The following is a 26,196-nucleotide window of genomic DNA, read 5'->3' on the forward strand; positions in this document are numbered from 1 at the left end:
GGTGTAAATGAAACCCGATCCAATAGTAAAGTATCTCTTGGCCTGTGTCGCTGCGCTGAGCGCTGGCGTGGCCTTTGCTTTCAAGTTCCTTTTGGAGGCGCGCGACTACCCTGAACTCTCCCTCGTCATGCTTGCAGTTGTTGCCTTCGTGATTGGTACGATATGTCTGTTCGCGGCCTTGGCCGTTTGTGGCGTTCTCGGTTCTGCTTTTGCTGAAGCATTGAAAACGAAGCAAAACGGCACTGGCGATGCTGTCGAGGATGAAATCAATACCGCCACTGAAATTGAAACCGAAACGTTCACAAAAAAGGTGCCTAGTTTACCTACCAAGATTATCCTCATCATCACAGGTTTCTTCGGGCTCTGCGCAGCGTTCGTTCTCTTGCTTATTGGTTTCGCCGCATTTCATTTCGCGACAGATCATCTAGGAAGTTCTCTGGGCATCTTTCGAGATCACCTTGAATCACAAATCAATTAAGCACTGGGCTTAGCGCAGGTCACAGACGTGGCCTGCGCGTCAGATTGTGCTTTTATGTGTCGAAAGTTGCTGGGGAGTTGTCGTTTGAATTTCCCATACTTCATAAAATTACCGACTTAAGGTCTCAGAAATTACTCGAAGCGCTGTCTTTTAACACAGTGTGACGACTCGTGATGTTTGACCATTTGGGTCATGTTTTTGGTCATTCTAGGCACTAACTTTGGTCATTTGGTCATTTTCGAGATTAAGTCACTGTCAGTAGACCATAAGAGTGCAGATTTGGAGCATAAGCTTGCTGATCTGCCTGTTTGGTCAACTTTCCACACCAATTTGATACTGAAATCGAGATGACTCGTCGCTTTGGGCAAGCGGAGACAATCTCGGTGGATAGTTGAGTTGGTAAGGTAACGGTTCTTGGCACAGTGTACCGTAGGTTCGAATCCTACCACCCAACCGTCCTGCCAGCCGAAGACGGCGGTCTGACTTGGTCACGCTTGCGCACATCCATTGCCCGGCAGTGTATTGAAAATACATGAGAGGGAAGGAGCGGTCCCGTCTCAGCCCGGGCAGCTATGGTCGACCGCGCATGACTGAAGAGCTGAAGGAGATCGGTCTGAATGTTGGCCATCGTCGTGTTGGTCGTCTGATGCGTCAGAACGGAATAACCGTGGTCAGGACCCGTAAACACAAGGTCACAACCATTGCCCGGCAGGCGATTGCACAGCAATCTGCTGAGAGGGGGACAGCGACCATAAGTTCAACATAGCGCCGAACCTGCTGGATCGGGACTTCACCGCAGATGCGCCAAATCAGAAGTGGGCTGGTGACATCAGCTACGTTTGGACCCGAGAGGGTTGGTTGTACCTGGCTGTCATCCTCGACCTGCATTCAAGGCGCGTCGTTGGTTGGGCCGTCAGTAATCGCATGAAGCGCGATCTGGCAATTAGGGCGCTGAAGATGGCGATTGCATTCCGGTTACCGCCGAAAGACTGCATTTATTACCCGACAGGCGATTACAAGGTAATCTGCCGAGAGGGCACCACACGGATCGCGGCAGCCAATATTGTTCTCATGATTATCAGAAGGTCCTGCGCCAGCATGGCTTCAAGGTATCGATGAGCGGCAAAGGAAATTGCTATGATAATGCCGCCCCCTCTCGGCAGATTGCTTTGCAATCGCCTGCCGGGCAATGGTACGCTTTTGAACGGAAAGTGGCTTAAACGAGCACCTGGGGCGGCACAAAAGCGCGACAGGTCCACTTGTTCTCATTGGCGACCCTCCGGGAACGCAGCGTGTCTGGAGACCTTCTCCAGACCAGATGCCCACGCGGGTTGCTCTGAGGCAAATATTCTTATCCGTTCGACCACATTAACCGGATCGCTCAGAGATCCAGCCGGAACGATCATCTTCGTCCCATCACCATTTGGCCAAGGAACTCCCGACCCGCAGACCCGACAGAACGACTTGGAGATATCCCGCCCCGGGACTTGGTAGCTGACGATCTCTCCCGTGCCCGCCAGCCAGTCGAACCCTTCGATGCTCACGAACAGATTGGAAGCAAAAGCAGATCCGGTGATTTGGCGGCACTGTTCACAGCTGCACAGAAGCAGTTTTTCAAACGTGTTGATAACCGCGAACGAGACGACACCACACAGGCAGCGGCCTTTGTTTTTATGGAACGAGTGGTTGTCTAAAGAGGTCATCTGATGGGCCTTTCGAAGTGCATCGCATCGCCTAATTCTGCGCGCTACTTGATTGCCTCGATCAACTCGATGCTGTATCCATCGGGATCGTTCAGAAACGCGATGACTTCTTTTTGGCCAGTCTCGGTGGGCATAAGTTTCATTGGCCCTGCTGGCCTTGTCAACTCCACACCCATTTTTTCTAGACGCGTACAAGCCGCGTAAATGTCCGCGACCTCAAGTGCGATATGACCGTAACCGGTACCTTGTTCGTAACCAGTTTCGTCCCAGTTCCAAGTCAATTCAATCGTCGACGCTGTTGGGCTATCTCCGTATCCCATGAAAACCAAAGTGAAGCGACCTTCAGGGAATGTCTCGCGCCGTGTTTCGTGCATGCCCAATGCGTCTGCGTAAAAGGCGATGGAGCGTTCAAGATCGCCCACGCGGAGCATCGTATACAGAATGCGGCTGGGAAGGTTGGTTAGATCAGTCATTCGGATTTTCCCTATGAGAGGTTAAGTTCCGACAAGCCGCAAAGCACAGCTTGTCGGTTAAAGAGCTAACGAAAGCTTATTGGCATACTTCGCCGCTATAGCGGACAAGCCCTTCAAGGCCATTGGGGTCCCGCAAGTCCACCAAGCCGTAGCTGTTGAAAGAGCCGTTGGCCCCTTCCATTGTGCCGCGTCCGGTGCCCTCTTGGATGTCGTAGGTGATCTCGATCATGAAACGTCCAGGCTTGCCTGGTACAGATGTCAAAATCCCAAGATCTTTCGTCTGGAAGGCACCGCCATCGGCACGGCCAAAGTAATGCTCCATGTCCATTTCGAGGCCTGTTGCCGTTTCGCGCTGGCCAGTGATTTTGCCTGCGGCGTTTTGCACTGTGCCCGTCAACGTGGCGGAGATAATGATAGGATCGCCTTCACCTTCAGCGAAGAAATTCGGGACTGCGACGCCACCGATAGGTGCGCAGACACCGGTACCGGCGGACGCGCTTGTAGCGCCCGAAAGGGAGATACCGGAGGCGAGAGTCAGCGCAACAAGAGATAGTTTAATCATGTTATTTTCCTTTGGTTTACTTGAGTTAAGACGTGGTCGTTTCGTTTGGATGCAACCATCCACTCCGTTGGCCCGCATATCAGGGCCAACGATATCTATTCATTTCGATAGTGTTTTTTTGGTGGTTTAGGCGGCCTTGATGTCCATCACGCTTTGGATGTCGCCAAGCCGGAAGACCTGACCTGCGCCAGCCCAGCCACCGTCGGTCACCTCATACAGCATGGCCCAGTGATTAAGCCTTTCCGCGTAAGGCCCGACAACCTCATCAACGATGCGCCCGATCTCGGCAACCAGGCGCGTTCTGGTCTCATCGTTCAAAGCGCCCTGAGGTGTCGTCACAGCGATACGAAACGGAGGTTTCTCCAGCGACACTCCCCCGACGTAAAATGTGCCCTCAGGTTTTCCATTAAAGTGGGCCCAGACCAGCGATTGTGCACCTGCGCTTTCCAGTGGTGCACCCTCAGCCCTGAGTACGGCATTTGAAAGTTGCGACATCAGCGCATCTTGCTGCAATTTATCTAGCTCACCCTGTGGGGCGTCTACTTGAATGAGTGGCACGAATGTTTCCTCTTCTCTGGTTAGGTTATGTTAGGTGTAATAGGGTGACTTAAGGCCACGGCTGGCGGCCTCAGTGGCGCTTGCATCAAACACACGGGTATAAAAGGCCGCGTTGAGCGTCGCTGCAGTTTTAGGGAAGTCGGCGACTGCGAAAGCTCGCGCATTTTCAACCGTATCGAATGCATCGACACCGCCAAGCGTATTAGTGTGCAACCCACTCAGCCAAAGCTTTGAAATCAAGCCCTTTTGCTGCTTTAGGACAGGGTTTCGATCCCGCCACGGCGCGTTTTGAAAAGGGACGTTGAGCTGCACTTCGGTGTAAACAAACGCGCCCGGCGGTTGTGTTGGGCCCGACCCGAACTGCGGTGACCCTATATCCCGGCTGGCATCCTCAACGACGCTGGCATCAAACACGCGGGTTGTCTGAGCGACGCCAAGGTTTCGGGCAACTGCAGGGAAAAAGGTGGTGCAATAGCGCTGCGCTGTCTCAACACTGTCAAAGCTGTAGATGCCACCAACTGAGTTATTCCCTACTCCCGAGAACCACGTCTTGTTTAGGAACCCTGGCTCATTTGCAATCTGGCCATTCAACTCTTGCCATGGGACATTCTCGAACGGCGTGGAAATTTGCAATTCTGTGTAGACGAATGCTCTGGGGGTCATGTGGTTTTCTCCGTGGTCAATTGCGGCACCGGCCATCGCCAGCTTGCCGCCTGGTGCAAGGTTGGCGGCGGTGGCCGCTGCTACCGCGCCCACAATAACTTTGCGGCGGCTAATCCCTGTTTCGGTCTGCGACTTTGTTTGGTGCTTCATCGGGCTTTCCTTTGTGACAGTAGCACGCGGTTTGGTTGGTTGCGTTGCGGCTGAACTCAATATATAACGATCACTATAATCTAACTATATAACGATCGCTATGTCGTCAAGAAAAAATACCGATCGCTATATAAAAATCGAAAGGACAGCGGATGGCGCAGTTACCAACGAAGAAAGAGCAAACCCGCGCGCGCATTCTGAACGCTGCAAGCCAGAGCTTTAGAAGCAGTGGTTATGCGGGAACCGGAGTTGACGGCATTGCCAAAACTGCCGGTGTCACGTCAGGCGCATTTTATGCTCATTTCGGATCGAAAGATGGTGCGTTTGAAGCCGCACTGGCGGCTGGGCTGGACGAGGTGATTCAGAGCATTCCGAACTTTCAAGCTAAGTTTGGATCTGCTTGGGTTGGTGCCTTTGCCGATTACTATCTAAGTGAAGCGCATCGAAATGACCTCGCCTGCGGCTGTGCGATGACAACACTTTCACCCGAGGTTGCACGGGCTGATCCCGATACGCACATGGCTTATGAAGCGAAAATGAACCGAATTGTGAGTCTGATTGCCGATGGTTTGACTGGCAACTCGCAGGAGGCTCGACACACACGGGCTTGGGCGATGTTAAGTACACTGATCGGCGGGCTAACGCTCTCACGCGCAGTTGCAAACCCCGACATCGCGAACAGGATCGCAGAAGCGGCCCACGTTGCTGCCTTGGCCGCCTCTATGGGCTGAAATTTCGACCAAACCTGGCCGAGGCTGAGGTTGCTCCCAATCTTCCGTTGGACACTTTGCCTCTCGTCAGATCACCCGCCTCACCATTGTAATCTCGCATCGCCCATGAACCTTGATAGGACATAATTCCATTGAAACCCGCTCACCGCTGCCGCCATTCACACGTGAAACTGCAATCCAAAAGGTGCGTCTTGCCGAAGACGGCTGGAACTCACGTGACGCCACCACAGTCGCCACGGCCTACACTCTCGACACCGGATGGCGCAATCGCGTGACCTTTGTAACCAACTGCGATGAGGCGGAAGCGTTCCTGAAAGCAAAATGGCTACGAGAACTCGACTACCGCCTGATTAAAGAACTCTGGGCCTTTAACAACGACCGCATCGCCGTCCGCTATGCCTATGAATGGCACGATGACAGCGCCAACTGGTTTCGCTCATACGGGAATGAGAACTGGGAATTTGCCAAAAACGGTTTGATGCAAAACCGCTTTGCAAGCATCAATGACCTGCCGATTGCTGAAGCCGACCGCAAGTTTCATTGGCAGCAAGGTCGCAGGCTAGACGACCATCTGGGGCTTTCTGAACTGGATTTATGAATGCATGAAAATGGGTAGTTCGAGTAAAGTATCAGTGAGGGTAGATCAGCTACTGATCGGTCAGCGCATTTCACTCATCTGTTCACACCGCAAAATTGAATACCCCCAGCGCGAAGTTACAAATGCTCCGCAGCAAACCATTTATAAGAAAAGCATCTCGACCTTTTTGCGTTTGGCCTGGGCCTTGGGGTTGAAGGAAGACTTGGCAGCCAGTCGGGCAAAGTCACGCGCGTCCTCATGTTCTTCGCGACCGATGAAGCGGGTGTTTGTGTTTGGGCAGCATTTTGGTTTCGACGGGCACGCATCGCATATAGCTTTGGTGGCGCGGTATCTGCGCCGCCCAATTTTTGGCTCTTTCCTGCGCGGATCGGAGTAGTTCCGGCGGGACTGCAATAGGTGCTGACCTTCAGGGCAGGTATAGCGGTCATTGTCTTCGTCCCTCCGAGGTCGTTAAGCCGTTTGGAACCTCGCTCGCGGAATTCATCAGGGCCAGTGGAGGCAATGCCGAAACATAAACAGGTCGGACAGACGACAGTACTGACGAAATGACCGCAAATATCGCCAGAAAACACTTGCAATGCAGGAGCCATCCACAGAGGACGTTCGACGACTTATCGTGATGCTGCGTTTGCAGCCTACATTACCGACATTCGCCGCGTGTGCGAAATCTTGGGCTAGGAGAACTTACAGATGGCGGACAAAGCCGCCTTGCGCGGTCGCGGCTATTGCTGACGCAGCATTTCCTCACACTCGAGGCAGTTTTGTTGCTTCGATGCGGATTATATCACCAAAGCGGCCGTTCATTGGCGGTGACATGGTCACAGTCGAAAGCATCAATTGGTGGGGGTGTTTCGCCCACCTCAAACGCATTCTCGGCCTGGGACGGCTCCGGCTTCGAGGGCCCTGCGGCGTACAGGACGAATTTACGCTCGCAGCAATCGCCCAGAACCTCCGAAAACTTGCAAAACTAAGACCCAAGACCGTCGAAACAAGGATCGCGATATGATCTGAACCGGCAAAACGACAGACCAACAAGCCGCCCAGTACAACGGGCGGAACAATAAGCCCGCGACCAACGCCGCGAGGCGGCCAACTCCCCCCAAGTCACGGCGACTTCTCCAACAAAATAGGCCGATTCTTCAGAATTTTGGACGGCTTCGTTTGCCAATCAAGGCGGTGGATTTTGACCGTGGGGTCACCAATTGGGCGCGCTCCGTCAACTATTTTATGTGGATCTCGAATTGGGCGGAGTACCGCGCCGGAAATTTTTCTGAAATCTGAGTCAGTTTTATGCAATTGTATCAATGTGCACCTGCTTAACAGTAGCCGGTGGGCAGACAAAAACACAAAATCGGTCACTTCATCTCATGAAGAAAGCCGTGACAAGGAAGATACTAATGGCAGCAATACTCACACTCATCATTTCCTTCGGGATACTGCTTGCGCTCGCGCTTGTGGTGTTCTGTGTCATCAAGTGGTGGGACATGCCCGTTATTGGGGTCACACCAGTGCCCTTGTTCACCTTCATCGCAATCTTGTTCACATCAGGACTGGATGTTGGGCTTATCATGTTTCCGTTGGGTGAGTTTCCAACCTACGCCGATACCGCAGGAAATCCAGAATACGGTTTCACCAATCCATTGGCGATCGAGTTTGGGTTCTGGGGCTTTCTGATCTGGGGCTTCTACTTCCTAACAAGCTTCTACTTTTGCGCCATTGAGCCGCGTGTCAAATTCTTTGATATCCCGGTCGTGCGGATCCTAAATAACATTGTTATCATTGGCACATGCGCCTTCACCGCAAGCTTGTTCCTTATTTATCTGCCATTCTACATCCCAGAAATCGGCGATGGTGAGACTGTTGTCGCGACGTTCTATTTGATTGTCTTTTGCGTCATTCTTGCTGCGGCTTACTCAAGCACTGATATCAAGTTTGTCCGCATATTGAGTGTTGGTTCAACCTTCCTCTTCTTGTCACTCATCGTTCTTATGTGGGCAGTTGGCGACCTCGGCATTTCTGGCCTGGCAGGTACTGCTTCAAATATCGGCGGGTATTTCTCAAACATCCATAAGTTCGTCATTCCGATCAACGCATACCATGAATTCTATCTGTTTTGGTGGTTTGCTTGGTCAATCATGATCGGACAATTCACATCACGCTTTGTTGGCGGATTGAAGACGCAGCACCTCTTGCTGGCGTTGCTGGTCATTCCATCAATCCCACTGGCGATTTGGTTCTCGGTCCTCTTCCACTATTACGTCAATGAGATCAGCACAGCTGGGCTACTCAATATGGCAATGGTGGTCGTTGGCATCACATTCGTCATCAACTCTCTGGACAGCTTGATCCGGCTCTATTCGGACAACTTGAACCTTACGACCCGGCGGTTTGGCAAGTTGGGCTATATCGCCGGGAACGTGGCCGTTCTCTTCGGCCTAACCCTGCTGTTCAAAAGCCAGTGGTTGCAGATCCAGTGGATTGGAGCCGTAGTGGTGGCCATTTACCTAGCCTGCGTGATCTACATCTTGTTCCGACACCGCGACTGTGTCTTGTCGATCACCACCTCACCTGAAGAAAACGACCTTGATTTCGAAAAAATCAAAGTGTCGCACTAGTTAAGACAGTAAAGCTGCGCCGGATCCAGAACGGCGCAGCATTTAGATGCTTGTTTTGCCTCTGCAGCCTTAACTGATCTCACGTTAGTGGGTTTTTGACGACAAAACCGGCCTTATGTATCAAACGCACCAAGCGCGTTGCGAATATCTTCTGGTAGGTTAGTAATATGGGATTGATTGCAACCTATAGTGATTTCATGCGAAACGCCGACGCCTATCTCGAGATAAAACTAGACTTGACCGATCCTGTTGAGATTGGAGACTTTGCTGGTTTTGGCGCGGAGTTTGAAAAATATCTTTCAGACAATCACCCTGAGTCAGCAGGCACCGCCAAAATGTATGTTAGTGAGGTCCGCAAGGGTTCCGTGATCGCGGCTATGTTTGCTGGCATTCCCGATCTGATAGGGATGGCTGACGCTTCCTTAATCGCCCTTGGGTTCGGTGCCCTTTTCAACAAAAGGATCAGAGACTTTATTCAGGGCAAGCATCTAGGCGGTGCAAAGTAGTCTCAACTTTCTGATGTAGCGAAGACAGTTCAGGCACTTGCCAATGACAAGAATGGCAAGATGAGCATCAAGGGCCTGCGCCTCAAAGAGACTGAATACGAAACTGAGTTCGAAGCTGTCTTCACTGAGCGCGAAGCAAGAGATGCGCTGGTTACGATCAATAACTAGAAAGAGGAATTGGACGAGCGATAGGTCAGAGTGCAAAGTAATGAATGCTTCTTGGCATGCGAATGTCGACTAGTATCTTCCGAGTACAACTGGGACACTTCTACGGGGGCCGTTCTCAGCCCCAGCACAGCGGTTAAAGTAGAAAGGTTAATCAATTAGCTGCCGCCGCGTAGCGACCGATTTAAATCGGAAGTTTCCGATCGAGATATCCATCAAACTTTAGAAACTTCAAGTGAGGGTAAACGTATTGCACTGAATCAATATTTTCAGCGCTCTCAAATGCACCCGAAAATGCTGGGTGCAGGCAGAATTCATCACTTGGCGCGAATGACAATTGTCCGGGAATTCCGTATTCGAAGTCCGCATCTTTGTACATCGTAGTTTGACCAGTAACCTTACCAATTGCGCCGATCTCAGAGAGAACCTTTCGGAACCTATGAAAATCGATATCTTGGCGAGACTTAAGTGCACCTTTCCCAAATTTCGCATAAACGCTTTCCAGTCGATCCTGACTAAAGTAGCGAGGAAGTTTCTCGACGACTCGATCGCATAGGTCTTCACAAAAAGGAAACTTAGTTTGAAATGCGTTGAAGATATCTCCGCATATGTCTGGTTCAACATTCCTTATTCCATCAACTACGTCCGCTGCATAGTTGAAGCCACCGTCCTCGGCGCTCTTATATATAGAGTTCAATGTCATGATGAATTGACGAGGTAGAAGTTGTGTGTGTCGAAGAACATAGGCCAACGTACCTTCGATCTTTTTCCCTCTATTTACTGTCGTGTCTTTCATGAAATCTGACAGCACAGAATGAACATCTTCACGCTTGCTTAAATCAATTGCCTCGAACTTATTTAGTCTCTGAATATGATTGTGGGCAGCAAGAAAAACTAAGTATCTCCACGCAGCAATTCTCATAAGTTCAATCGGACTCCAGTGCAATACGACCGCATTACCAAAGTCTTTCGTAGCATTCGATGATATCGCCTTTATTTCGAAAAAATGCTCGGCTGGGATGCACAGCCTTATTTGGCGATACCTATTCCCAAATGTTCCAACGCACTTCAGCATTCCCTTCATGATCTCTTTTGTTTCACAATCATCAAGGTCGTATTGCTCCACATTATCCAATATTATAACTGACCTCGTATTCGATTCTTTTAGATAGTAGTCGAGGTCGCTCAGCGCTTCCTGATATCCGTGGGCGGAGTCTGCCAAGAAGTTCGTAATCGAGGCAAGCAATGGGCCGAGGCTATTGTTAAGCTCGACCCGGTTGCTTGCTCTGAATGCTCTTTTTAGATAGCTTTCCTCGCCCATTTTGGGCTTTCTGTCGATCGCTTCTAGGAAAGATGAAATTCGAGGGAAAGGCTCTGCAGGATTGCTGCGAACCACCTCGATCATGTGTTGTACATTCAATACAAACGACCAATAGTCCGCACAACGTTCGGTACGGCCCAACTTAATTTGAGATTCTGAAAATAGCGCGTGGCTTACCTTTTCTGACAGTTTGGCCAAATCTGCAAAGATAATATACTTAAACTTGCCAGCGAGTTCAGTTCTGGAAACAACTGTGGTCTTTCCTGAACCACGCCTACCAACGATGATACTTGGGTCTTTTTGGTAGGACTTCCAAATCGAGTTTCTCGTGTTAAAAATAAGCGGTTGAACTAGCTCATCATCTTTGATGTCTTCACTGCTTCTTGGCCCAAATGGTTGAGCGGGGGTAAAGTATATTTTGATTTTCTGCTTCTGAAAATGACTGAGTTCTTGTAATACCTTGACATTTGGTTCCAAACTTGTCGACCTTTTGATGACCTATGATCTAGCCGAGTGAAGTGCATTTGTCTTCTTTTTTCAAGAGCCTCTGAACATTTGTTGGGGACGGTGGCGCAGAACAAGAAATTCTAGTGAAAATCAAATATGGATACGTTCTGTTAGCCTCTCTACAAGTCAATCATACCTTCGATACCGTTCATCGTTACGAAACCAAGCTTTTGTACCTCCGCCGCGAATTGTCACAAAGTCCAGCTGGCCTATCATCTGGCGCTCAAATCCAACGGCAGCTCAGGACTGGGGTCCGGCCTGTCGGCTTCAAGGAATAGTAGCGAAAGTCTGGTTCGAAGCCTTCGGGATCAGTGTTGAACTCTACGTGAGCGTCCGTATCTTCATCCGTAGCTGCTAACTTTCCAGGCAAAGCGCCAAAATTTATGATATGATAGTAACCATAGTATCTATATTTTGGAGAAGAGAATGGCGATTTTTCGAGCCCAAATTTTCGTTTTGGTCATAGTCGCCGGCCCTAGTTTCGCGCAGGGGTATGATTGGGTGAACGATCCCGAAGGATATCGGCAGCACCCCGAATATGTGAATCGTTTCAACGTGGTTGCGCCGAATTGCGTGCAGCAAGAGCTTACATATGTGAGCGATATTTTGGTGAATTACTCTATGTATATCCGGAATGTGCTTTCTAACCCTGAGTTGCTTGATCAACAGATTCTCGACTCGCTCACAACGCTGTCGCCTTTTTGTTTGCAAGCGACGCGATCAGTGGTTGAACCATATTTCAGCAGCGCCCTCGCCAGAAGCATGGGTGTTTTGATACCGCCTGGATACTCTTTGCCGCTAAGGCCATCCCCTTACCCGGATTCTCCCGTGATTGGTGGAGGCGGGGCGATTTGCGATGCAAGGACCTGCGTCATTCCGTAGTTTGTTGTGCCAGTGAATCTACTGCCGAGCTTTAAGAGCGCTTGAATTTGGAGGTTGATATGGATTGGGATTCTCCCGTGATCGACGTGTTAGCCGTGATCTTCACCGCATTGCTTGCGTACAACGTTGGCGCATCTGGAGCGGGCGCTGTCGGTCAGATGATTGCAGTTACGTTCCTTGTTGGTACCATTGCGCGCCTGCTCTGGTCGTTGAATTACAAGGACGACTAATCGCACTGCTCCTCTCGCATCATCACTTTTAGTATTCATTTGTTGGACACTAACAGTCTCGTTTCATAGCGTACTCGCAATGAGAAAACTCACGGGAGTTTATCTAGCGGAGTTTGAAAACACAGAGGATAAGGTTTCAGCTATTGTTGAAAAAGAAAGCCAAATCAATTTGGCGCAAATGAGACTCCAACAAATGTGGCTCTTTGTTTTCTTCTTCACTGTTTCTACAGGTTTCTCTGCGGGGTTGGCATTAGTTGCTCTGATGCTATGCAGAGTACTTGGAATTGATTTTGATTTTTTCGACATTTGGCGAACCGTGATTGGCCCACCGACATATGAAATCTAGCTCAGACACGTGCAAATCCCTTGGATTTGCAGCGCCCGAACCGCCCCCCCACGGGGCGGGCGCTTCGCTTTTCCCCGCCCCTCGGTTTCGGCGCGGTGCCATGCTGATACGTTTACGCATTTATCCCCGGCGTATTTCTTGCGAAATCCGCGTTCGACATTTCAATCCTGCCCCCGGAAAGCTTGATCTGGGCTGAGCCCAGACCATGCCTCACCCCCCTTGATCCGGATGCAGCCCCAAATTGAAAGAAAACCATATTTCTCGCTTCCCTCTAGGACTTATACCACTCAAGAGAGGTCGCCGGAGGCAACGAATACGGTCTAGCAACTACATTCAGGCTGCGGACGCCGCAGGCTTTATCGACAGCGGCTCAGCGTTGCAAGCAATTGCCCACGACCCTACGAGGGTGTTCCGTCCCAAATGGGGTCGTCGTCATAAAAACCCGACCGCTTTCGCAGGTCGGGCCGAGGATCAGAAATAGCCGATCCGATTTTTTCCATGGGCTTAGCGATCAGATCGCACTGTCCAGCGCTTCACCCGCATTTTGAACATCACGCCCAAGACCCTTGGTGGTTTCGCAGGCGGCAAGTGCAAGGACGGTAGTGAGCAAAATAGCAACTCTGAGCATGGGATCTTCCTTTGGTTGAGGTTATACGCCTAAGCCTTACCCAAATCGCCAGACCAGTTCACCCGAAAAATGGGTATCACCCGGTCAAGCCTCGTTTTTCTGCCCAACGCCCAAGGCTGTTCAAAGCGATCAATGTTCTTTCAACTCCATGAAATATTGTCCGATGCACTCGGCGGGTTTCAGTTCATGGACCATAAATGAAGACTTTTGAACAGGCCCCGCAGATGGCGGAATTCAACGGTATTGAGCTATATAGGAGCCGCTTTCCGGCATGTTTTCAATCTGGGTTTTGATAAACTCTGCCAAAGTGAAACGATTTAGAACCCTCGTTTAGAGCAGGGAGCCACCCGAGCGTCAGCCCGACGAACAGCTTGATGCGTTTGATATATAGGGCCGAAATTGAACGATCTGCTTGTGTTCCTCAAAGTCACCGCTTTGCAATTTAGCATCGATTTTTTGCGGCATCATAATACGAATAGAGCGACACCCCTGCAGCGGGCGTTATTCATCGGGGACAGGGTCATATCCATCGCTGCCCCAGGGGTGGCAGCGCAATAGACGTTTGAGCGTCAAAACTGCCCCTTTGAACCCACCATGTTTTTGCAACGCTTCGAGCGCATAGGCGCTGCAAGTTGGCTGGAACCGGCAATTATGACCCACCCATGGGCTAAAAAACAAGCGATACGCATGGATCGGCAAGCAAAGCACGCGCGCCAGAAGGCTCATGTGGGCGTGCGGTGCAGCCTATCCACGGCCGTCCGAAGATCTGATTGCAATTGGTCAAAGGGCAGTGCCGCCGTGGCCGTACGGCGTCCGATGAGAACGTAATCCGATCCGCTTTGCCCATGCTGGAGCAGAACAAGGCGCGCGATTTCGCGTAACCGCCGTTTGGCCCTATTGCGGGCCACCGCATTGCCGACCTTCTTGGAGCAGGTGAAGCCAACGCGCACACCATCACCGTCATAGGGCGCGCGACGGCGCATCTGAACAATGAAACCGGGCATGGCAACACGCGATGCCCGCGATGCCCGTTGAAAATCAGCCCGAAGGGCAAGGGTTTTCATACGTGAAGGCACCGCCAGAAGCGTTTCTCCGGCAGCACCCTGGCCGGTCGGAGAAGCTTGCGACGGTGTCATCTGTGTCAAACCTGTCAAAAACGCTTACGCGCTTAGCGACTTCCGGCCTTGTGCGCGGCGTGCGTTAAGGATCTTTCGACCTGCTTTGGTCGCCATGCGTGCGCGGAAACCATGGCGCCGCTTGCGCACGAGGTTCGAGGGTTGAAAGGTGCGTTTCATCGCTCCGTCTCCATGTCTGCTATCCAGCGGCGCGGAATCGCCGCGCTGTCTGGTGTTATTTCAGCCTCGTGCTCTAAAGGCCCCGGCGGCTCAAGTCAAACCCCACAGCCGCGTAATCTTTGAAAATTGCAACATTTTCGTCCTAAAACAGCGCGCAGGCGTCAAGTTGTTTCAGTTACCAGTATTTTGACGCCTTTGGGGTATCTAATCTGTCACGGTGGATCAAGCACCCGTGATCACCCTATCGAAGGACGGGCAAAACGGTCATCTACTGTGACACCGCGAAATTGCGCGACGAAAGGACTTAGAGTGTCGGAAATGACGAAAGATGCCAAACCAGGCCCAATGCGAAACCTCCCCTTGATCATCCTTCTGGGCGTTGCTCTGATCGGGGCTTTTACGTTGCGGGATTACCTGAGCTTTGACGCATTGCGCGATAACCGTGAGGCGTTGATCGCTTTTCGCGACGCCAATATGGTTTTGACGGTCTTGGGATTCGTGCTGGCCTATGTGGTCATTGTCGGTTTTTCGCTTCCCGGCGCGTTGATTGCCACGCTGACGGGCGGTTTTTTATTCGGAACTTTCGCGGGGTCCCTGCTAAGCGTCACAGGGGCGACGCTGGGGGCTGTGATCATCTTTCTGGCGGCGCGCCATGGTCTGGGCGACAGGTTAAAGGCCCGCATGGATGCCTCAGAAGGCGTTATTAGCAAGATAAAAACGGGTCTGGATGAAAACCAATGGTCGATGCTGTTTTTTATCCGGCTCGTGCCTGCGGTGCCGTTCTTTGTGGCCAACCTGATCCCGGCGTTCCTGTCCGTACCACTTTACCGCTTTGTGATCTCCACCTTTCTCGGTATTATCCCCGGTTCGCTGGTCTATTCCTCGGTCGGGGCGGGTCTGGGAGAGGTCTTCGCACGCGGCGAAAGCCCGAACCTTGGCCTGATCTTTGAGCCGCATATCTTATTTCCCATCTTGGGGCTGAGCGCGTTGTCTTTACTCCCCGTCATCCTCAAAGCCGTCACCGGCAAGAAAGACCTGACCAAGTGAAACGCATCAAAACGGATATACTGATCATCGGTGCAGGCTCTGGCGGGCTGTCTGTGGCGGCCGGTGCGGCGCAGATGGGAGCGGATGTCGTGCTGCTCGAAGGCCATAAAATGGGCGGCGATTGCCTGAACTATGGGTGCGTTCCCTCCAAGGCGCTGCTGGCCAGTGGCAAGGCGGCTTACGGGCAACGCCACAGTTCGGCGTTTGGCGTTTCAAACGCGCCGGGCGCGGCCGATTACGCCGCCGCCAAGGATCATGTCGCAGATGTCATCGCGCAGATCGCGCCGGTCGACAGCCAGGAGCGGTTCGAGGGGTTTGGCATCAACGTCATTCGTGAATTTGGCCATTTTATTTCTCCGAGTGAGGTGCAGGCGGGAGAGAACGTGATCACGGCCCGCCGCATCGTCATTGCCACTGGGTCCTCGCCGCTGGTGCCGCCGATCCCAGGGCTCGAGACGGTGCCGTTTGAAACCAACGAAACCCTGTTTGATCTGCGGGACGCCCCCGAGCATCTCTTGATCATCGGTGGCGGCCCGATCGGGATGGAAATGGCGCAGGCGCATATCCGGCTTGGTGCGAAGGTAACGGTGATAGAAGGTGCCAAGGCGCTCGGCAAGGATGACCCGGAACTCACCGGGGTCGTGCTGAGCGCGCTGCGCGCCGAGGGCGTAGTGATCGAGGAAGACGCCAAAGCCGCCGAAATCAAGGGCAAGGCCGGTGCTATTGAGGTGGTCACGGAGGATGGCAGGTCGATCAAAGGCACGCATCTGCTGATGGCCGTCGGGCGCAAAAGCAATACCGACAAACTGAACCTCGCGGCTGCGGGTATTGAAACAACGCGCACAGGGATCAAGGTGGACGCCAGCCTGCGCAGCACCAACAAGCGCGTCTATGCCATTGGCGATGTAGCGGGCGGGCTGCAGTTTACCCATGTTGCGGGCTATCATGCGGGCGTGATCATCCGCTCCATGCTGTTTGCGCTACCCTCAAAGGCCAAGACCGCGCATATCCCCTGGGCGACCTACACCGATCCGGAACTGGCGCAGGTCGGCATGACCGAAGCAGAGGCGAAAAAGGAACATGGGATCAACGTTGAGGTGGTCCGGTTCCCCTATCACCACAACGACCGCGCGATTGCCGAACGCAAGAGCAGCGGTTTCATCAAGGTGATGGTGGTCAAGGGACGCCCTGTGGGCGCGTCGATCGTCGGCCATCAGGCGGGTGAGTTGGTTAACCTCTGGGCGCTTGCTTTGGCAAACAAGATGAAGATGAGCCAGATCGCCGCCATGGTCGCGCCCTACCCCACCATCGGGGAGATCAACAAGCGCGCCGCCGGTGCCTATTTCAGCCCACGCCTGTTTGACAGCCCAGCGGTCAAGAAAATCGTAGGGCTTGTTCAACGCTTCGTGCCGTGAAACGCTGCGCAGACCATGTTTAATTCGCTCTCAGGACGGCTTGTTGTATTGACCACCATCTTCGTGATGCTGGCCGAGGTGCTGATTTTTGTCCCCTCCATCGCCCGGTTTCGCGAAGATTACCTGATGAACCGGCTGGAGCGGGCGCAGATCGCCTCGCTCGCCCTCTTGGCGGATGATATGATCGACCGCGAACTGGAGGCGGAACTTCTGGAAAACGCCGGCGTTTTCAACGTGGTGCTGCGTCGCGATCAGGTGCGCCAACTGATGCTGTCCTCCGAACTGCCGCAACCGATTTCGCAGACCTTTGACATGCGTGACAACGGCGCGGCGGTGCTCATAAGCGACGCGCTGACCCAGTTTATCTCGCCCGATAACGAAGTGATACGCGTGATCGGCGCGCCGGTGCGCGACGCCGGATTGCTGATCGAAATCACCATGGAGACGGAACCTCTGCGCGCCGCCATGATCGATTATGGCATTCGCATTTTGATCCTCTCGGCTGTTATCTCCATTTTTACGGCGTTTTTGTTGTTTCTGGCTATGCGAGCGCTCTTGCTCAAACCCATCAAGGGCGTCGTGGGACATATGCAAAATTACGCCGCAGCGCCCGAAGACGCGCGCCGCATCATTACGCCATCGGCCAGTGTAACCGAGCTGCGCGAAGCGGAGGAAGCCCTACAAAAGCTTGAAACCGACCTGACACAGGCCTTGCGGCAAAAAGACCGTTTGGCGCAACTGGGCAGTGCGGTGAGTAAGATCAGCCATGATTTGCGCAACATCCTGACCTCCGCACAGCTGTTTACCGACCGGATCGAGATGAGTGAGGACCCGACCGTCAAGCGCATGGCCCCCAAGCTGGTGGGGTCCATCACCCGCGCCGTACATCTGTGTGAAAGCACGCTGGCTTTTGGTAAGGCCGAAGAGCCGAGTCCGACGCTGACGATGTTACCGCTTGCAGATCTGGTGGATGAGGTCGTCGAAAGCGAGCGGCTTGCCATTGGAGAGTTTGATCTGTCTTTTGCCTGTGATATACCGGATGAGATGAAAATACGCGCGGATCCCGAACAACTTTACCGTGTCCTCGCAAACCTCATCCGAAATGCGCGCCAAGCGATGATCACGAAGAAAATCACTGGCGAGATCAGCGTGAACGCGCGCGAGGATGACCTTGCGTGGTGGATCGATGTGATCGACACGGGTCCCGGCTTACCTGTTAAGGCCAGAGAGCATCTGTTCACACCTTTCCAGGGCGGTGTGAGTAAAGGTGGTTCCGGTCTTGGACTGGCAATTTCCGCGGAATTGATCAAAGGGCACGGCGGCACGCTGGAGCTGGCTGGAACCGGGACGTACGGCACGCATTTTTCAATTTTCCTACCAAAGGGTGACGGCACGCTTGACGCATTTACGGATGTGCAGAGATCTCGCCAACAGGTTGGGCAAAGCTGATTTGCGAACGTTTTTGGAGTATGGCACCGGGGCGATTGTGGCGGTGTCAATTTTCCGTCGAATGGGCTTGCAAACCTGCGCAGGCCCCACTAAACCCCGCGCTAGTGGACCGATAGCTCAGCTGGATAGAGTACTTGACTACGAATCAAGGGGTCGGGGGTTCGAATCCTCCTCGGTCCGCCACTACCACGTTTTTCCGAATTTGAATAGGTCGCCTTGGGCGGCCTTTTTCTTTGCTTAATCGACGCTTACGTCATTTCATCATTGTCTTGAGTTTCTTTCGATGACGTCTATGTTCTTTTCTTGAGTGGTAGAGAATGTGGTATTGTTGAAATGGCACTATCCGGTAAGCTGACAAAGAAACTGGTCTAGAACCTTGGCCCCGGTCGGCATGGCGACGGCAACGGGCTTTACCTCGTGGTCGATCCGTCTGGCGCGCGGCGCTGGATCGTGCGGGTGGTGGTCAAGGGCAAAAGAACAAGAAGGGCGCGCCGTTGCGGACGGACTTTGGTTTGGGCGGCGCTGACATTGTAACGATCAACCAAGCGCGCGAGCGAGCGCTGGAATATCGGCGCATGGCCAAAACAGGCCTGAACCCGCGTTTCAACGCAAAACGCGATATTCCCACATTCGAAGAGTTTGCCAAACAGGTCCATATCGACCGGATGCCCACGTGGAAGAATGCCAAGCACGGCCAGCAATGGATCAACACGCTGCGCGACTATGCCTTTCCCAAGATTGGCCGCATGCCGATTGACAGTGTTGATCAGCCCGAAGTGATGATGTGCCTTGCCCCGATCTGGACGGACAAACACGAAACCGCGAAACGGTTGGCGCAGCGGATCAAGACTGTGCTGGACGTGGCGCGCTCCAAGGGCTTCCGGTCTGGCGAGAACCCCGTCACGGCGATCAAGGACGCGCAGGCGCTCCCCAAGGTTAAAGCTAAGGTCCAGCACCACAAGGCGATGCAGTGGCGCGACGTGCCAGCGTTTTACGCTAATCTGAAAATCCGCAAGGCGATGGCCGCCAAGGCGCTGATGTTCACCTGCCTGACTGGGTCGCGCACGGGTGAAGTGCTGGGGATGCAATGGGCTGAGGTTGATCTGGATGCGCGCGTGTGGACCTGTCCGGCGGAGCGCATGAAAACGGGTGCCGATCACCGCGTCCCGTTGACGGATGAAATGCTGTCGATCATCGAACCGCTGCGCGCGATGCAGTCCGACTATGTGTTTGAGGGCCAGAAACGCCATAGGCCATTGTCGAACATGTCGATGCTGATGCTCTTACGTCGGATGCAGGTGGAAGGCGTCACGGTGCACGGTTTTCGCTCAACCTTCCGCGATTGGGCGTCAGAAGTCGCAAATGTGCCGCGTGAGGTGGCGGAGATGAGCCTTGCCCATCAAGTTGGATCAGATGTGGAACGGGCCTATGCACGGTCTGACCTGCTGGACAAGCGGCGGGAGTTGATGGAGCGTTGGTCAAATTTTGTTTCTAACACGCAAGCTAAGGTAATTGAGCTTCACAAAGTGCGCTGATGAAGACACCAAACCTAGAAACGAAGCACTATCGCAATTTTACGTGGACGTTATGGAAGATTTGCGGATTGATGCTGATGAGCTCGAGATTGAATATGGAGTAAACCCATCTGAATACTACTTTTTTGACGTCCAAAATGACGAAATGTGCCCAATTGGAGAGTCAGGTTTTTCCCTTTATCGTCATCTAAGAGCCACTTTTTCTTACGAATGTACCTGCCTTCAATATGAGTCTGAAAAAGCTGGTTTTGCGCCAATTGCTGATATCGATCCGCTTAAATCCGATAGTGAAGATTGGTCGAACCGAGAGACTTCTGAAACGGACCGGATAGCTCCAAATTCAGAGGCTGAAGAGGCATTGATCTTGCTTTTGGAAGACTATTCAGCTTCGCAAAGACTTTTTAACGTAATGCTCCATGCCCACGGACTTTCACACGTTACCAATACACCTCGTACAGGCGCTCATTTTATCAAAACGTGGGCTGCGCCCTATTCGGATGACTGGTATGCCGCTGAATGTTTCGATCTTTTGTCGGCCATAATGAGGGAAAACAGGCTCGATGAGGTCTCGAGTATTTTAGCTCAAATGACCAAAGCGTATCGTCTGGGCCGTGCTAAATCCGACATGCTCTGGCGCAAACGACATTTTGAGACATCTCGAAGTGGTAAAAAACAATTAGATAGCCTGAAGGCTGCAACTCGCCGAGGGACGGATACAGCCAGCAAAAGAACCAAGACAAAGCTGGCCTGTCTTCAGAAGCTATGGCTGGCAATCTGCAAAGAAGATGAGCTGTTGAGGCGATACGACACGAAGGCAGCGGATACGCTCTTCGATTTCCTGAAGGCCAATTCAAGCGATGCTGCTTATAAATCGCTGAAAATCAGGAAAACAGGAGAGCCAATCGGACAGGATGCAATCCGTCGGTTCATCAGAGAGTTGCGAGCCAGTGGTAAAATCTGAGAAATTACGTCGTGTTTTCCCAAGTTGGGAAATGCCGATGCTTGTTCTCATGCAGCTCTATTCTCAACATGCAAAAAAGCTGAATATTGAGTGTCACCAAAGTAATTCTAAAGCAGGTGACACATGACAAACCTATTCGAGCAAAACCGAAATTACGTTCTGGGTGATCAGGACCTTGAAATCATCGGCGACCGGGACAAACTGGCGCAGTGGCGTCACAAGGGCATGGGTCCGGCGTTCTACAAGCTGGGCCGCAAAATCATCTATCGCGGGGCTGATCTCAACGCTTGGGTTGAGGCCCAGCGCGTCGATCCGAGTATTGAGTGCGCTTAGTGTCTGGGCGTTTCAAGACGCGGGGGATCAAAGCGAACAAAGCCTATCAAGTTGACGAATTGGCCAATGCGGCTCGTGTATCTATCCCAACCGTTCGTAATTGGTTGAAGGCCGGGTTGCAAAAGGTGGATGCTGTGTTATATACAAACTTTCTTGGCCAGCTAAGACTCATCAGCTAAATCGATAATCCTTAGCTGCTTCGGGTGTGCCATCTTCAGCAATATTCAGGCTTTATTGGCTCAACAACGATTCAGTCGTAAGCGTTGCTTCAGGCTATGAAGTTCCATGGTAGGAGTTTTCCAATGTCCTGTTTTTATGTCCATGGACGATAGCTGTGAGGACGCCGGTCAGGTAACGTTGGAATGGATTAAGCCCAAGGCATTTTGTGCCGTTTTAAGGCTTTTCCATCCTGCTCTAATCCTGCATCAAGAATACTCGCAACTAGTGGATGATCCCTATGACCGAAGAACAAAAAAAGAAGCTTGAACAAAAGCTCTGGGACATCGCCAATACCCTGCGTGGCAAGATGAACGCAGACGAATTTCGCGATTACATCCTTGGGTTCATCTTTTACAAATACCTGTCTGAACGGCTTTATATCTATGCCAATACGGTCTTGAGCGAAGACGGTTTGGACTTCGCGGATGTGAATGAAGACTCTGATGAGGGGCGCGCCATTCTGGACGCAGTGGCGGAAGCGTCAATTGACGAACTTGGCTACTTTCTGAAACCTACCGAACTGTTCAGCGCAATTGCCAAGCGGGGCAGTAAGCCGGGCAATTTCATCCTCGAAGACCTCGCTCGCATTCTCAACAGCATCGAACGGTCCACCATGGGTGCGGAATCCGAGGACGATTTTGACGATCTTTTCTCGGACATGGACCTGACGTCGAACAAGTTGGGCCGCACCGAAGAGGCTAAAAACACCCTGATAGCTAAGGTTTTGACCCATCTGGATGAGATCGACTTCGAACTCGACAAGATCGAAAGCGACGTGTTGGGCGACGCCTATGAATACCTCATCGGCAAATTCGCCAGCGGTGCGGGAAAGAAAGCGGGCGAATTCTACACCCCGCAACAGGTCAGCACCATACTGGCGCGGATCGTCACAACCGGGAAAACGCGGATCAAATCGGTCTATGATCCCGCCTGCGGGTCAGGGTCGCTGTTGCTGCGTGTCGCCAAGGAGGTCGCGGTGGGCGACTTCAACGGGCAGGAAATGAACCGCACGACCTATAACCTTGCGCGGATGAACATGATCCTGCACGGGGTGCATTACCGCAATTTCGATCTGAAACAGGAAGACACGCTCGAACACCCGCAGCATGGGAATAAGCGGTTCGAGGCCGTCGTGGCCAACCCGCCGTTCAGCGCCAAGTGGTCGGCCAATCCGCTGCTATTGAATGATGATCGATATAGCCAATACGGGCGGTTGGCATCGGGGTCCAAGGCGGATTTCGCATTTGTCCAGCACATGCTGCACCAATTGGATGACAATGGCACCATGGCGGTGATCCTGCCCCATGGGGTGCTGTTCCGGGGTGCAGCCGAGGGGCAGATCCTTGACCGTGTCGTTTCCGCTGCGGCTCGCTTGAATGTCCGGATTTCCCGCCGCGCAGCGGCGTAGAGTTTTACGCCGTTGCAGCAAATTCCGCGCTGCGAGCGCACGCAGCCCAAAATCAACAGGTCCGGTGTGGGCTCACAGCCGCCTTGCGGCAGCGCAGCGCCCGGATTTCGAACTGAAAGCACTATTCACGCTCTTATTCTGGGCGGCCAGACGGCCGTTGCCAGCCCAAAGTTGACATCCGATCATGAGCCTGTGTGGCGGATGATCGGGGTCGTGCAGACCCACGATATGCTTCATTTACTGTCCACTTTGAACAGAAACTGCCAATTTTAACTAAAAGTTAAATTAAATCGGCAGTCGGCTCGGTGCTCGGTTATCCTCTCTCTAACAAGTTGGCCAAGTGAAAACCAAAGGCCAGGTTCACCGTCGGAGAAAGCTATGACTGAGCAACTGCATGAAATTCTACTGCGTGACATTGAGCAGTCGGTGGATTTGGGACCGTTGTTCGAAGATAAACATCGGCATGAAATGGTATTGGAGCGCATGCAGGCAGAAAGATTTCTGGCGGCATGCACGCTAGACAACGTGGGATCACTCGTCGACGTTTTAGGCGCGGTCCTGAAAAAACGTTCGACAACCGTACTTCACGCGGAAAGCTCAGACGATCAATTGTATGCCATTTATAGAGCGTTCCGGTCGGAACTCAGATACAGTGAGGTTGATGTTGTAATGGCCAGTAAAGATCACGAGTGGGAAGAATTTTGATCGTTTCATAGTTGCGCTGCGGCTCTGCATGATTGGCTAACGTGACGCCGCCATTTCAGCCCAGAACTGACATCGTGTTTATGCTAGAGTTTGCTCTTCGGTTGAAACAGGCTTCTTCGACTTTACAACCAGCCGACTAATTCTTTGATTTGGTCTCAGGCAGCAATGCTTCGAGTAGTCGTTCAAGTAGTCCAATAGAGAAACGCACAGAGTATCCGGCGAAGAAGGCGGCGACGGACCCGATAGCGGATCCAGTTTCCAAATCCAAAGTGGAGGTTGCCGAAAGAAGCCACGGTAGGACAAAACCAAACAGGCCTCCCAGCAACAGTCGCGGCCCCACTTTTCGCTCTTCGCTTGCGTCGAATGTCTGCAGCCTGGTGGTGGTCAGCGCATTATTCAGCAGATGCACCAATGCACCAACGCAGCCAAACCCTACCCATATCGTCCATTGAACAATTGGAGTTTCATGGTTGATTGCCTGATCTCCAAACCCTAGAAAATTTTGGCTCACGAACGCGATGTAGAGCGCGAATAAAAACAACAGGGTAAAACAGACATATTGTGTCACCCGTCGCACAAAACGCCCGGCAACAGAACTTGTAGGGTCGTTCGGATTTGTGCGACGCGTCGCAAGCAGTGAATTTATCGTAACCGGAAGTGCTTCCACTGAGAGTTCTTTTGTAACTTGATTGTAGCAAAACTCAGATTTGTCTTTCGAACTTAGTGACTTAAAAAATATTGGGATGCCATTGATCACCTCAGGGCTATCTAGTTCACCCGGATTTTGACCGGAATAATGTTCGGCAATGGCGAAAAGGCTGTTGACGCTTTCGGTGACTTTTTTGCCGGAAGAAATACAATACCCATGAAGAAGTCGGGCCTTCATTTGCGTGTCAGGATGCTGCAACGGCTGTCGATCTTCGTAATTATTGGGATCGACGCGCAGGGGGTCCAAAAAAGAAAATATGTGTTCGGTGCTTGGCTCGGAAAGGTTATCCTTTCTTTTGTCGGACCGGTCATCATCATTCTGATCTGGCATCAGCTTTGGAACTTTATTTTCTGTCATACGAGCCTATGGTATTTTTTCTTCAAATGGACTTTTCTGAAACCTGTCCTTCCCAAAATTGGGCTGACCAAAAAAATCCTACACACTAAGCTGGTGTTGCGGCAAGAAAATTTGTGGCATTTGCTCGCTGGGCCTGTTCCGCTACCTGTTTGGCACGAGACCTATCAAATAAAGGCGGGGCAGTACGAGGCTGTATATTCCGGGATGCCGCCCTTCGGTTTGGGAAAAGCATCCGAGCTTGTTCCTGCGACGGGAAGTCAGAGTGAAGCGCGCCTGCGATTGAAGGGGTAACGCCGTCTCGCAGCTCAAAAGGGAAGCTTTGTCCCGAGATGTGGCCATCGAACCAACTCAAATGCTGCGCTCGTTCGCCAATGTCTGCATCGGTGAAGCTGCAGCGCAGCGCCGATGAAGGAGATATGGTCTTGCCACGTTTTAGTTCCGGTCTCTTTCGAGCAATGTTTGCTATGAAGGAGATAGAGAATGGCACCGAGATACACAGACGAGTTTCGTCTTGATGCAGTACGCATCGCAACGACCAGTGGGCTGACACGACCGCAAGCGGCAGCGGATTTAGGAGTTGGGCTTTCGACGTTGAACAAGTGGGTTCAAAAGCATCAGCATGACAACCTGATGTCGGGTCCTCACGAGGATGTCGAGAAAGAGAACGAACGCCTTCGCAAGGAAGTTCGGTTGCTTCGCGAGGAGAGGGAAGTGTTAAAAAAAGCGGCAATCTTCTTTGCAGGCCAAAGTCGGTGAGGTTCGCCTTTATCGACGCCTGGAAAGAAGAATGGCCTGTCGAATTTCTTTGCCGCGTCATGCAGGTTACGTCGCGAGGATTTCGCGCGTGGCGAAGCCGCCCGATGAGCCAGCGACAGCGCGACGATATGGTGATCCTGGCGCATATCCGCGAACAGCACCGCTTAAGCCTGCAAAGCTATGGCGGGCCTCGCATGACCGAAGAACTGCAAGAACTGGGTCTGCAAGTTGGGCACCGGCGCGTGGGCCGCTTAATGCGGGAGAATAGCATCAAAATCATCAGGACCCAGAAATACAAGGTTACGACCGACAGCAATCATGCGTTTAACATCGCCCCTAACTTGCTGGGCCAGGACTTCTTTGCAGATGGTCCAAACCAAAAGTGGGCCGATGACATTTCCTACATCTGGACCAGTGAGGGCTGGTTGTATCTGGCAGTGATCCTTGATTTGTATTCCCGTCGTGTCATCGGTTGGGCGGTTAGCAATCGTATGAAGCGGGATCTGGCGATCCGAGCATTGGATATGGCTGTGGCACTGCGGCAACCGCCGAAGGGCTGCATGCATCATACGGATCGCGGGTCGCAATATTGTTCAGGCGACTATCAGAAACGGCTGTCTAAACACGGCTTCCAAGTTTCGATGAGCGGTAAGGGAAACTGCTACGACAATTCCATGGTTGAAACGTTCTTCAAATCACTCAAGGCAGAGCTGATTTGGCGCAACCGCTGGGAAACCAGGCGTAAAGCCGAAGGGGCGATTTTCCAGTATATCAATGGGTTCTACAATCCACGACGGCGGCACTCGTCATTAGGTGGCAAAAGCCCCTTGGCCTTCGAACGAAAGGCTGCCTAAATGAGTTGAGAGACCGGAACGCAACCGCGACAAGACC

30 protein-coding genes, 1 tRNA gene and 2 pseudogenes are annotated in these 26,196 nt (G+C 52.2%); 21 read left to right on the top strand and 12 right to left on the bottom strand.

Features of this window, described 5'->3' with window-relative positions:
• Positions 1 to 7 precede the first annotated feature (7 nt).
• Together ROLI_RS02810 and ROLI_RS02815 are read left to right on the top strand one after the other, a co-directional pair.
• Positions 8 to 478, top strand: a complete 471-nt coding sequence (locus tag ROLI_RS02810) for a hypothetical protein (RefSeq protein WP_187429157.1) — start codon at positions 8 to 10, stop codon at positions 476 to 478.
• Positions 479 to 929: 451 nt separating this feature from the next.
• A pseudogene (locus tag ROLI_RS02815) lies at positions 930 to 1,629 on the top strand (IS3 family transposase); the annotation flags it as partial.
• Positions 1,630 to 1,743: 114 nt separating this feature from the next.
• On the opposite strand, the gene ROLI_RS02820 reads toward ROLI_RS02815, so the two are convergent.
• The 5 genes from ROLI_RS02820 to ROLI_RS02840 all read right to left on the bottom strand — a co-directional run bounded on the left by ROLI_RS02820 (position 1,744) and on the right by ROLI_RS02840 (position 4,587).
• On the bottom strand, positions 1,744 to 2,181 hold the full coding sequence (locus ROLI_RS02820; RefSeq protein WP_187431841.1) for a GFA family protein: 438 nt from the start codon (positions 2,179 to 2,181) through the stop codon (positions 1,744 to 1,746).
• Between the two features lie 44 nt (positions 2,182 to 2,225).
• A complete protein-coding gene (gene gloA, locus ROLI_RS02825) occupies positions 2,226 to 2,654 on the bottom strand; it encodes a lactoylglutathione lyase (RefSeq protein ID WP_187431842.1) in 429 nt (142 codons plus the stop codon).
• A gap of 76 nt (positions 2,655 to 2,730) precedes the next feature.
• Positions 2,731 to 3,216, bottom strand: a complete 486-nt coding sequence (locus ROLI_RS02830; protein WP_187431843.1) for a hypothetical protein — start codon at positions 3,214 to 3,216, stop codon at positions 2,731 to 2,733.
• A 126-nt stretch (positions 3,217 to 3,342) separates the two neighbouring features.
• Positions 3,343 to 3,711, bottom strand: a complete 369-nt coding sequence (locus ROLI_RS02835) for a hypothetical protein (RefSeq protein ID WP_338469223.1) — start codon at positions 3,709 to 3,711, stop codon at positions 3,343 to 3,345.
• Between the two features lie 93 nt (positions 3,712 to 3,804).
• Positions 3,805 to 4,587: a YdhR family protein gene (locus tag ROLI_RS02840; protein ID WP_222869684.1), complete on the bottom strand. Its 783-nt coding sequence runs from the start codon at positions 4,585 to 4,587 to the stop codon at positions 3,805 to 3,807.
• 152 nt (positions 4,588 to 4,739) lie between these two features.
• Between ROLI_RS02840 and ROLI_RS02845 the strand changes: the two genes are divergently transcribed.
• Together ROLI_RS02845 and ROLI_RS02850 are read left to right on the top strand one after the other, a co-directional pair.
• Positions 4,740 to 5,318, top strand: coding sequence for a TetR/AcrR family transcriptional regulator (locus ROLI_RS02845; RefSeq protein ID WP_187431845.1), 579 nt, complete (start codon positions 4,740 to 4,742; stop codon positions 5,316 to 5,318).
• Positions 5,319 to 5,448: 130 nt separating this feature from the next.
• Positions 5,449 to 5,916 carry a DUF1348 family protein gene (locus ROLI_RS02850; protein WP_187431864.1) on the top strand — a complete coding sequence of 156 codons (468 nt, stop codon included), beginning with the start codon at positions 5,449 to 5,451 and terminating at the stop codon, positions 5,914 to 5,916.
• Positions 5,917 to 6,057: 141 nt separating this feature from the next.
• Here ROLI_RS02850 and ROLI_RS02855 read toward each other — a convergent pair whose 3' ends face one another.
• Positions 6,058 to 6,309: a hypothetical protein gene (locus ROLI_RS02855; RefSeq protein ID WP_338469224.1), complete on the bottom strand. Its 252-nt coding sequence runs from the start codon at positions 6,307 to 6,309 to the stop codon at positions 6,058 to 6,060.
• A 457-nt stretch (positions 6,310 to 6,766) separates the two neighbouring features.
• Here ROLI_RS02855 and ROLI_RS02860 point away from each other — a divergent pair.
• The 3 genes and pseudogenes from ROLI_RS02860 to ROLI_RS02870 all read left to right on the top strand — a co-directional run.
• Positions 6,767 to 6,922, top strand: a pseudogene (locus tag ROLI_RS02860) (IS5/IS1182 family transposase); the annotation flags it as partial.
• A 391-nt stretch (positions 6,923 to 7,313) separates the two neighbouring features.
• Positions 7,314 to 8,531 carry a BCCT family transporter gene (locus tag ROLI_RS02865; RefSeq protein ID WP_338469225.1) on the top strand — a complete coding sequence of 406 codons (1,218 nt, stop codon included), beginning with the start codon at positions 7,314 to 7,316 and terminating at the stop codon, positions 8,529 to 8,531.
• 167 nt (positions 8,532 to 8,698) lie between these two features.
• Positions 8,699 to 9,037: a hypothetical protein gene (locus ROLI_RS02870; RefSeq protein ID WP_187431847.1), complete on the top strand. Its 339-nt coding sequence runs from the start codon at positions 8,699 to 8,701 to the stop codon at positions 9,035 to 9,037.
• Positions 9,038 to 9,386: 349 nt separating this feature from the next.
• On the opposite strand, the gene ROLI_RS02875 is transcribed toward ROLI_RS02870, so the two are convergent.
• Positions 9,387 to 11,000, bottom strand: a complete 1,614-nt coding sequence (locus ROLI_RS02875) for a P-loop ATPase, Sll1717 family (protein ID WP_187431848.1) — start codon at positions 10,998 to 11,000, stop codon at positions 9,387 to 9,389.
• Positions 11,001 to 11,456: 456 nt separating this feature from the next.
• Here ROLI_RS02875 and ROLI_RS02880 point away from each other — a divergent pair, with 456 nt between their 5' ends.
• From ROLI_RS02880 to ROLI_RS02890, 3 genes are all read left to right on the top strand, one after another.
• Positions 11,457 to 11,912 carry a hypothetical protein gene (locus tag ROLI_RS02880; RefSeq protein ID WP_187431849.1) on the top strand — a complete coding sequence of 152 codons (456 nt, stop codon included), beginning with the start codon at positions 11,457 to 11,459 and terminating at the stop codon, positions 11,910 to 11,912.
• 59 nt (positions 11,913 to 11,971) lie between these two features.
• The gene (locus tag ROLI_RS02885) at positions 11,972 to 12,142 is read left to right on the top strand and encodes a hypothetical protein (RefSeq protein ID WP_187431850.1); all 171 of its coding nucleotides are present in this window, start codon (positions 11,972 to 11,974) and stop codon (positions 12,140 to 12,142) included.
• A gap of 79 nt (positions 12,143 to 12,221) precedes the next feature.
• The gene (locus tag ROLI_RS02890) at positions 12,222 to 12,488 is read left to right on the top strand and encodes a hypothetical protein (protein ID WP_187431851.1); all 267 of its coding nucleotides are present in this window, start codon (positions 12,222 to 12,224) and stop codon (positions 12,486 to 12,488) included.
• Positions 12,489 to 12,999: 511 nt separating this feature from the next.
• Here ROLI_RS02890 and ROLI_RS02895 read toward each other — a convergent pair.
• From ROLI_RS02895 to rpmH, 4 genes are all read right to left on the bottom strand, one after another.
• Positions 13,000 to 13,116: an entericidin A/B family lipoprotein gene (locus tag ROLI_RS02895; RefSeq protein WP_187431852.1), complete on the bottom strand. Its 117-nt coding sequence runs from the start codon at positions 13,114 to 13,116 to the stop codon at positions 13,000 to 13,002.
• Between the two features lie 501 nt (positions 13,117 to 13,617).
• Positions 13,618 to 13,842: a membrane protein insertion efficiency factor YidD gene (gene yidD / locus ROLI_RS02900; RefSeq protein WP_187431853.1), complete on the bottom strand. Its 225-nt coding sequence runs from the start codon at positions 13,840 to 13,842 to the stop codon at positions 13,618 to 13,620.
• On the bottom strand, positions 13,839 to 14,252 hold the full coding sequence (gene rnpA, locus ROLI_RS02905; RefSeq protein WP_187431854.1) for a ribonuclease P protein component: 414 nt from the start codon (positions 14,250 to 14,252) through the stop codon (positions 13,839 to 13,841). Before rnpA ends, yidD begins: the two co-directional genes overlap by 4 nt.
• 24 nt (positions 14,253 to 14,276) lie before the next feature.
• Positions 14,277 to 14,411, bottom strand: coding sequence for a 50S ribosomal protein L34 (gene rpmH, locus ROLI_RS02910; RefSeq protein ID WP_084350332.1), 135 nt, complete (start codon positions 14,409 to 14,411; stop codon positions 14,277 to 14,279).
• 318 nt (positions 14,412 to 14,729) lie between these two features.
• Between rpmH and ROLI_RS02915 the strand changes: the two genes are divergently transcribed.
• From ROLI_RS02915 to ROLI_RS02955, 9 genes are all read left to right on the top strand, one after another.
• The gene (locus ROLI_RS02915) at positions 14,730 to 15,458 is read left to right on the top strand and encodes a TVP38/TMEM64 family protein (RefSeq protein WP_187431855.1); all 729 of its coding nucleotides are present in this window, start codon (positions 14,730 to 14,732) and stop codon (positions 15,456 to 15,458) included.
• Positions 15,455 to 16,873: an FAD-dependent oxidoreductase gene (locus ROLI_RS02920; protein ID WP_187431856.1), complete on the top strand. Its 1,419-nt coding sequence runs from the start codon at positions 15,455 to 15,457 to the stop codon at positions 16,871 to 16,873. The genes ROLI_RS02915 and ROLI_RS02920 overlap by 4 nt, the downstream gene beginning before the upstream one ends.
• 15 nt (positions 16,874 to 16,888) lie before the next feature.
• On the top strand, positions 16,889 to 18,322 hold the full coding sequence (locus ROLI_RS02925) for a HAMP domain-containing sensor histidine kinase (RefSeq protein WP_187431857.1): 1,434 nt from the start codon (positions 16,889 to 16,891) through the stop codon (positions 18,320 to 18,322).
• A 106-nt stretch (positions 18,323 to 18,428) separates the two neighbouring features.
• Positions 18,429 to 18,505, top strand: a tRNA-Arg gene (locus ROLI_RS02930).
• A gap of 392 nt (positions 18,506 to 18,897) precedes the next feature.
• Complete coding sequence (locus tag ROLI_RS02935) at positions 18,898 to 19,857, top strand: site-specific integrase (RefSeq protein WP_338469226.1); 960 nt, start codon at positions 18,898 to 18,900, stop codon at positions 19,855 to 19,857.
• On the top strand, positions 19,835 to 20,818 hold the full coding sequence (locus ROLI_RS02940; RefSeq protein ID WP_222869686.1) for a hypothetical protein: 984 nt from the start codon (positions 19,835 to 19,837) through the stop codon (positions 20,816 to 20,818). Before ROLI_RS02935 ends, ROLI_RS02940 begins: the two co-directional genes overlap by 23 nt.
• A gap of 123 nt (positions 20,819 to 20,941) precedes the next feature.
• Positions 20,942 to 21,151: an AlpA family transcriptional regulator gene (locus ROLI_RS02945; RefSeq protein WP_187431859.1), complete on the top strand. Its 210-nt coding sequence runs from the start codon at positions 20,942 to 20,944 to the stop codon at positions 21,149 to 21,151.
• 457 nt (positions 21,152 to 21,608) lie between these two features.
• Positions 21,609 to 22,778, top strand: coding sequence for a type I restriction-modification system subunit M (locus ROLI_RS02950; protein WP_187431860.1), 1,170 nt, complete (start codon positions 21,609 to 21,611; stop codon positions 22,776 to 22,778).
• A 378-nt stretch (positions 22,779 to 23,156) separates the two neighbouring features.
• Positions 23,157 to 23,483: a hypothetical protein gene (locus ROLI_RS02955; RefSeq protein WP_187431861.1), complete on the top strand. Its 327-nt coding sequence runs from the start codon at positions 23,157 to 23,159 to the stop codon at positions 23,481 to 23,483.
• 136 nt (positions 23,484 to 23,619) lie between these two features.
• On the opposite strand, the gene ROLI_RS02960 is transcribed toward ROLI_RS02955, so the two are convergent.
• The gene (locus ROLI_RS02960) at positions 23,620 to 24,369 is read right to left on the bottom strand and encodes a hypothetical protein (RefSeq protein ID WP_187431862.1); all 750 of its coding nucleotides are present in this window, start codon (positions 24,367 to 24,369) and stop codon (positions 23,620 to 23,622) included.
• On the opposite strand from ROLI_RS02960, the gene ROLI_RS02965 reads away from it, so the two are divergent.
• Together ROLI_RS02965 and ROLI_RS02970 are read left to right on the top strand one after the other, a co-directional pair.
• Positions 24,349 to 24,840, top strand: coding sequence for a monooxygenase family protein (locus ROLI_RS02965; protein WP_222869687.1), 492 nt, complete (start codon positions 24,349 to 24,351; stop codon positions 24,838 to 24,840). The two genes, ROLI_RS02960 and ROLI_RS02965, sit on opposite strands and share 21 nt — an antisense overlap.
• 189 nt (positions 24,841 to 25,029) lie before the next feature.
• A protein-coding gene (locus tag ROLI_RS02970; protein WP_338469156.1) for an IS3 family transposase occupies positions 25,030 to 26,159 on the top strand; the annotation gives its coding sequence in 2 pieces (ribosomal slippage) (positions 25,030 to 25,276 and positions 25,276 to 26,159; 1,131 coding nt in all).
• The last annotated feature ends 37 nt before the right edge of the window (positions 26,160 to 26,196 follow it).

Source organism: Roseobacter fucihabitans (assembly GCF_014337925.2).
Lineage (GTDB): Bacteria > Pseudomonadota > Alphaproteobacteria > Rhodobacterales > Rhodobacteraceae > Roseobacter > Roseobacter fucihabitans.

Bases quoted from the DNA above. Each gene is read 5' to 3' on its own strand.
- ROLI_RS02810 (WP_187429157.1), top strand. From the start codon at position 8: ATGAAACCCGATCCAATAGTAAAGTATCTCTTGGCCTGTGTCGCTGCG.
- ROLI_RS02820 (WP_187431841.1), bottom strand. From the start codon at position 2,181: ATGACCTCTTTAGACAACCACTCGTTCCATAAAAACAAAGGCCGCTGC.
- gloA (WP_187431842.1), bottom strand. From the start codon at position 2,654: ATGACTGATCTAACCAACCTTCCCAGCCGCATTCTGTATACGATGCTC.
- ROLI_RS02830 (WP_187431843.1), bottom strand. From the start codon at position 3,216: ATGATTAAACTATCTCTTGTTGCGCTGACTCTCGCCTCCGGTATCTCC.
- ROLI_RS02835 (WP_338469223.1), bottom strand. From the start codon at position 3,711: ATGTCGCAACTTTCAAATGCCGTACTCAGGGCTGAGGGTGCACCACTG.
- ROLI_RS02840 (WP_222869684.1), bottom strand. From the start codon at position 4,587: ATGAAGCACCAAACAAAGTCGCAGACCGAAACAGGGATTAGCCGCCGC.
- ROLI_RS02845 (WP_187431845.1), top strand. From the start codon at position 4,740: ATGGCGCAGTTACCAACGAAGAAAGAGCAAACCCGCGCGCGCATTCTG.
- ROLI_RS02865 (WP_338469225.1), top strand. From the start codon at position 7,314: ATGGCAGCAATACTCACACTCATCATTTCCTTCGGGATACTGCTTGCG.
- ROLI_RS02870 (WP_187431847.1), top strand. From the start codon at position 8,699: ATGGGATTGATTGCAACCTATAGTGATTTCATGCGAAACGCCGACGCC.
- ROLI_RS02880 (WP_187431849.1), top strand. From the start codon at position 11,457: ATGGCGATTTTTCGAGCCCAAATTTTCGTTTTGGTCATAGTCGCCGGC.
- ROLI_RS02885 (WP_187431850.1), top strand. From the start codon at position 11,972: ATGGATTGGGATTCTCCCGTGATCGACGTGTTAGCCGTGATCTTCACC.
- ROLI_RS02890 (WP_187431851.1), top strand. From the start codon at position 12,222: ATGAGAAAACTCACGGGAGTTTATCTAGCGGAGTTTGAAAACACAGAG.
- ROLI_RS02895 (WP_187431852.1), bottom strand. From the start codon at position 13,116: ATGCTCAGAGTTGCTATTTTGCTCACTACCGTCCTTGCACTTGCCGCC.
- yidD (WP_187431853.1), bottom strand. From the start codon at position 13,842: ATGAGCCTTCTGGCGCGCGTGCTTTGCTTGCCGATCCATGCGTATCGC.
- rnpA (WP_187431854.1), bottom strand. From the start codon at position 14,252: ATGACACCGTCGCAAGCTTCTCCGACCGGCCAGGGTGCTGCCGGAGAA.
- rpmH (WP_084350332.1), bottom strand. From the start codon at position 14,411: ATGAAACGCACCTTTCAACCCTCGAACCTCGTGCGCAAGCGGCGCCAT.
- ROLI_RS02915 (WP_187431855.1), top strand. From the start codon at position 14,730: ATGACGAAAGATGCCAAACCAGGCCCAATGCGAAACCTCCCCTTGATC.
- ROLI_RS02925 (WP_187431857.1), top strand. From the start codon at position 16,889: ATGTTTAATTCGCTCTCAGGACGGCTTGTTGTATTGACCACCATCTTC.
- ROLI_RS02935 (WP_338469226.1), top strand. From the start codon at position 18,898: ATGGCCAAAACAGGCCTGAACCCGCGTTTCAACGCAAAACGCGATATT.
- ROLI_RS02945 (WP_187431859.1), top strand. From the start codon at position 20,942: ATGACAAACCTATTCGAGCAAAACCGAAATTACGTTCTGGGTGATCAG.
- ROLI_RS02950 (WP_187431860.1), top strand. From the start codon at position 21,609: ATGACCGAAGAACAAAAAAAGAAGCTTGAACAAAAGCTCTGGGACATC.
- ROLI_RS02955 (WP_187431861.1), top strand. From the start codon at position 23,157: ATGACTGAGCAACTGCATGAAATTCTACTGCGTGACATTGAGCAGTCG.
- ROLI_RS02965 (WP_222869687.1), top strand. From the start codon at position 24,349: ATGAAGAAGTCGGGCCTTCATTTGCGTGTCAGGATGCTGCAACGGCTG.
- ROLI_RS02960 (WP_187431862.1), bottom strand. From the start codon at position 24,369: ATGAAGGCCCGACTTCTTCATGGGTATTGTATTTCTTCCGGCAAAAAA.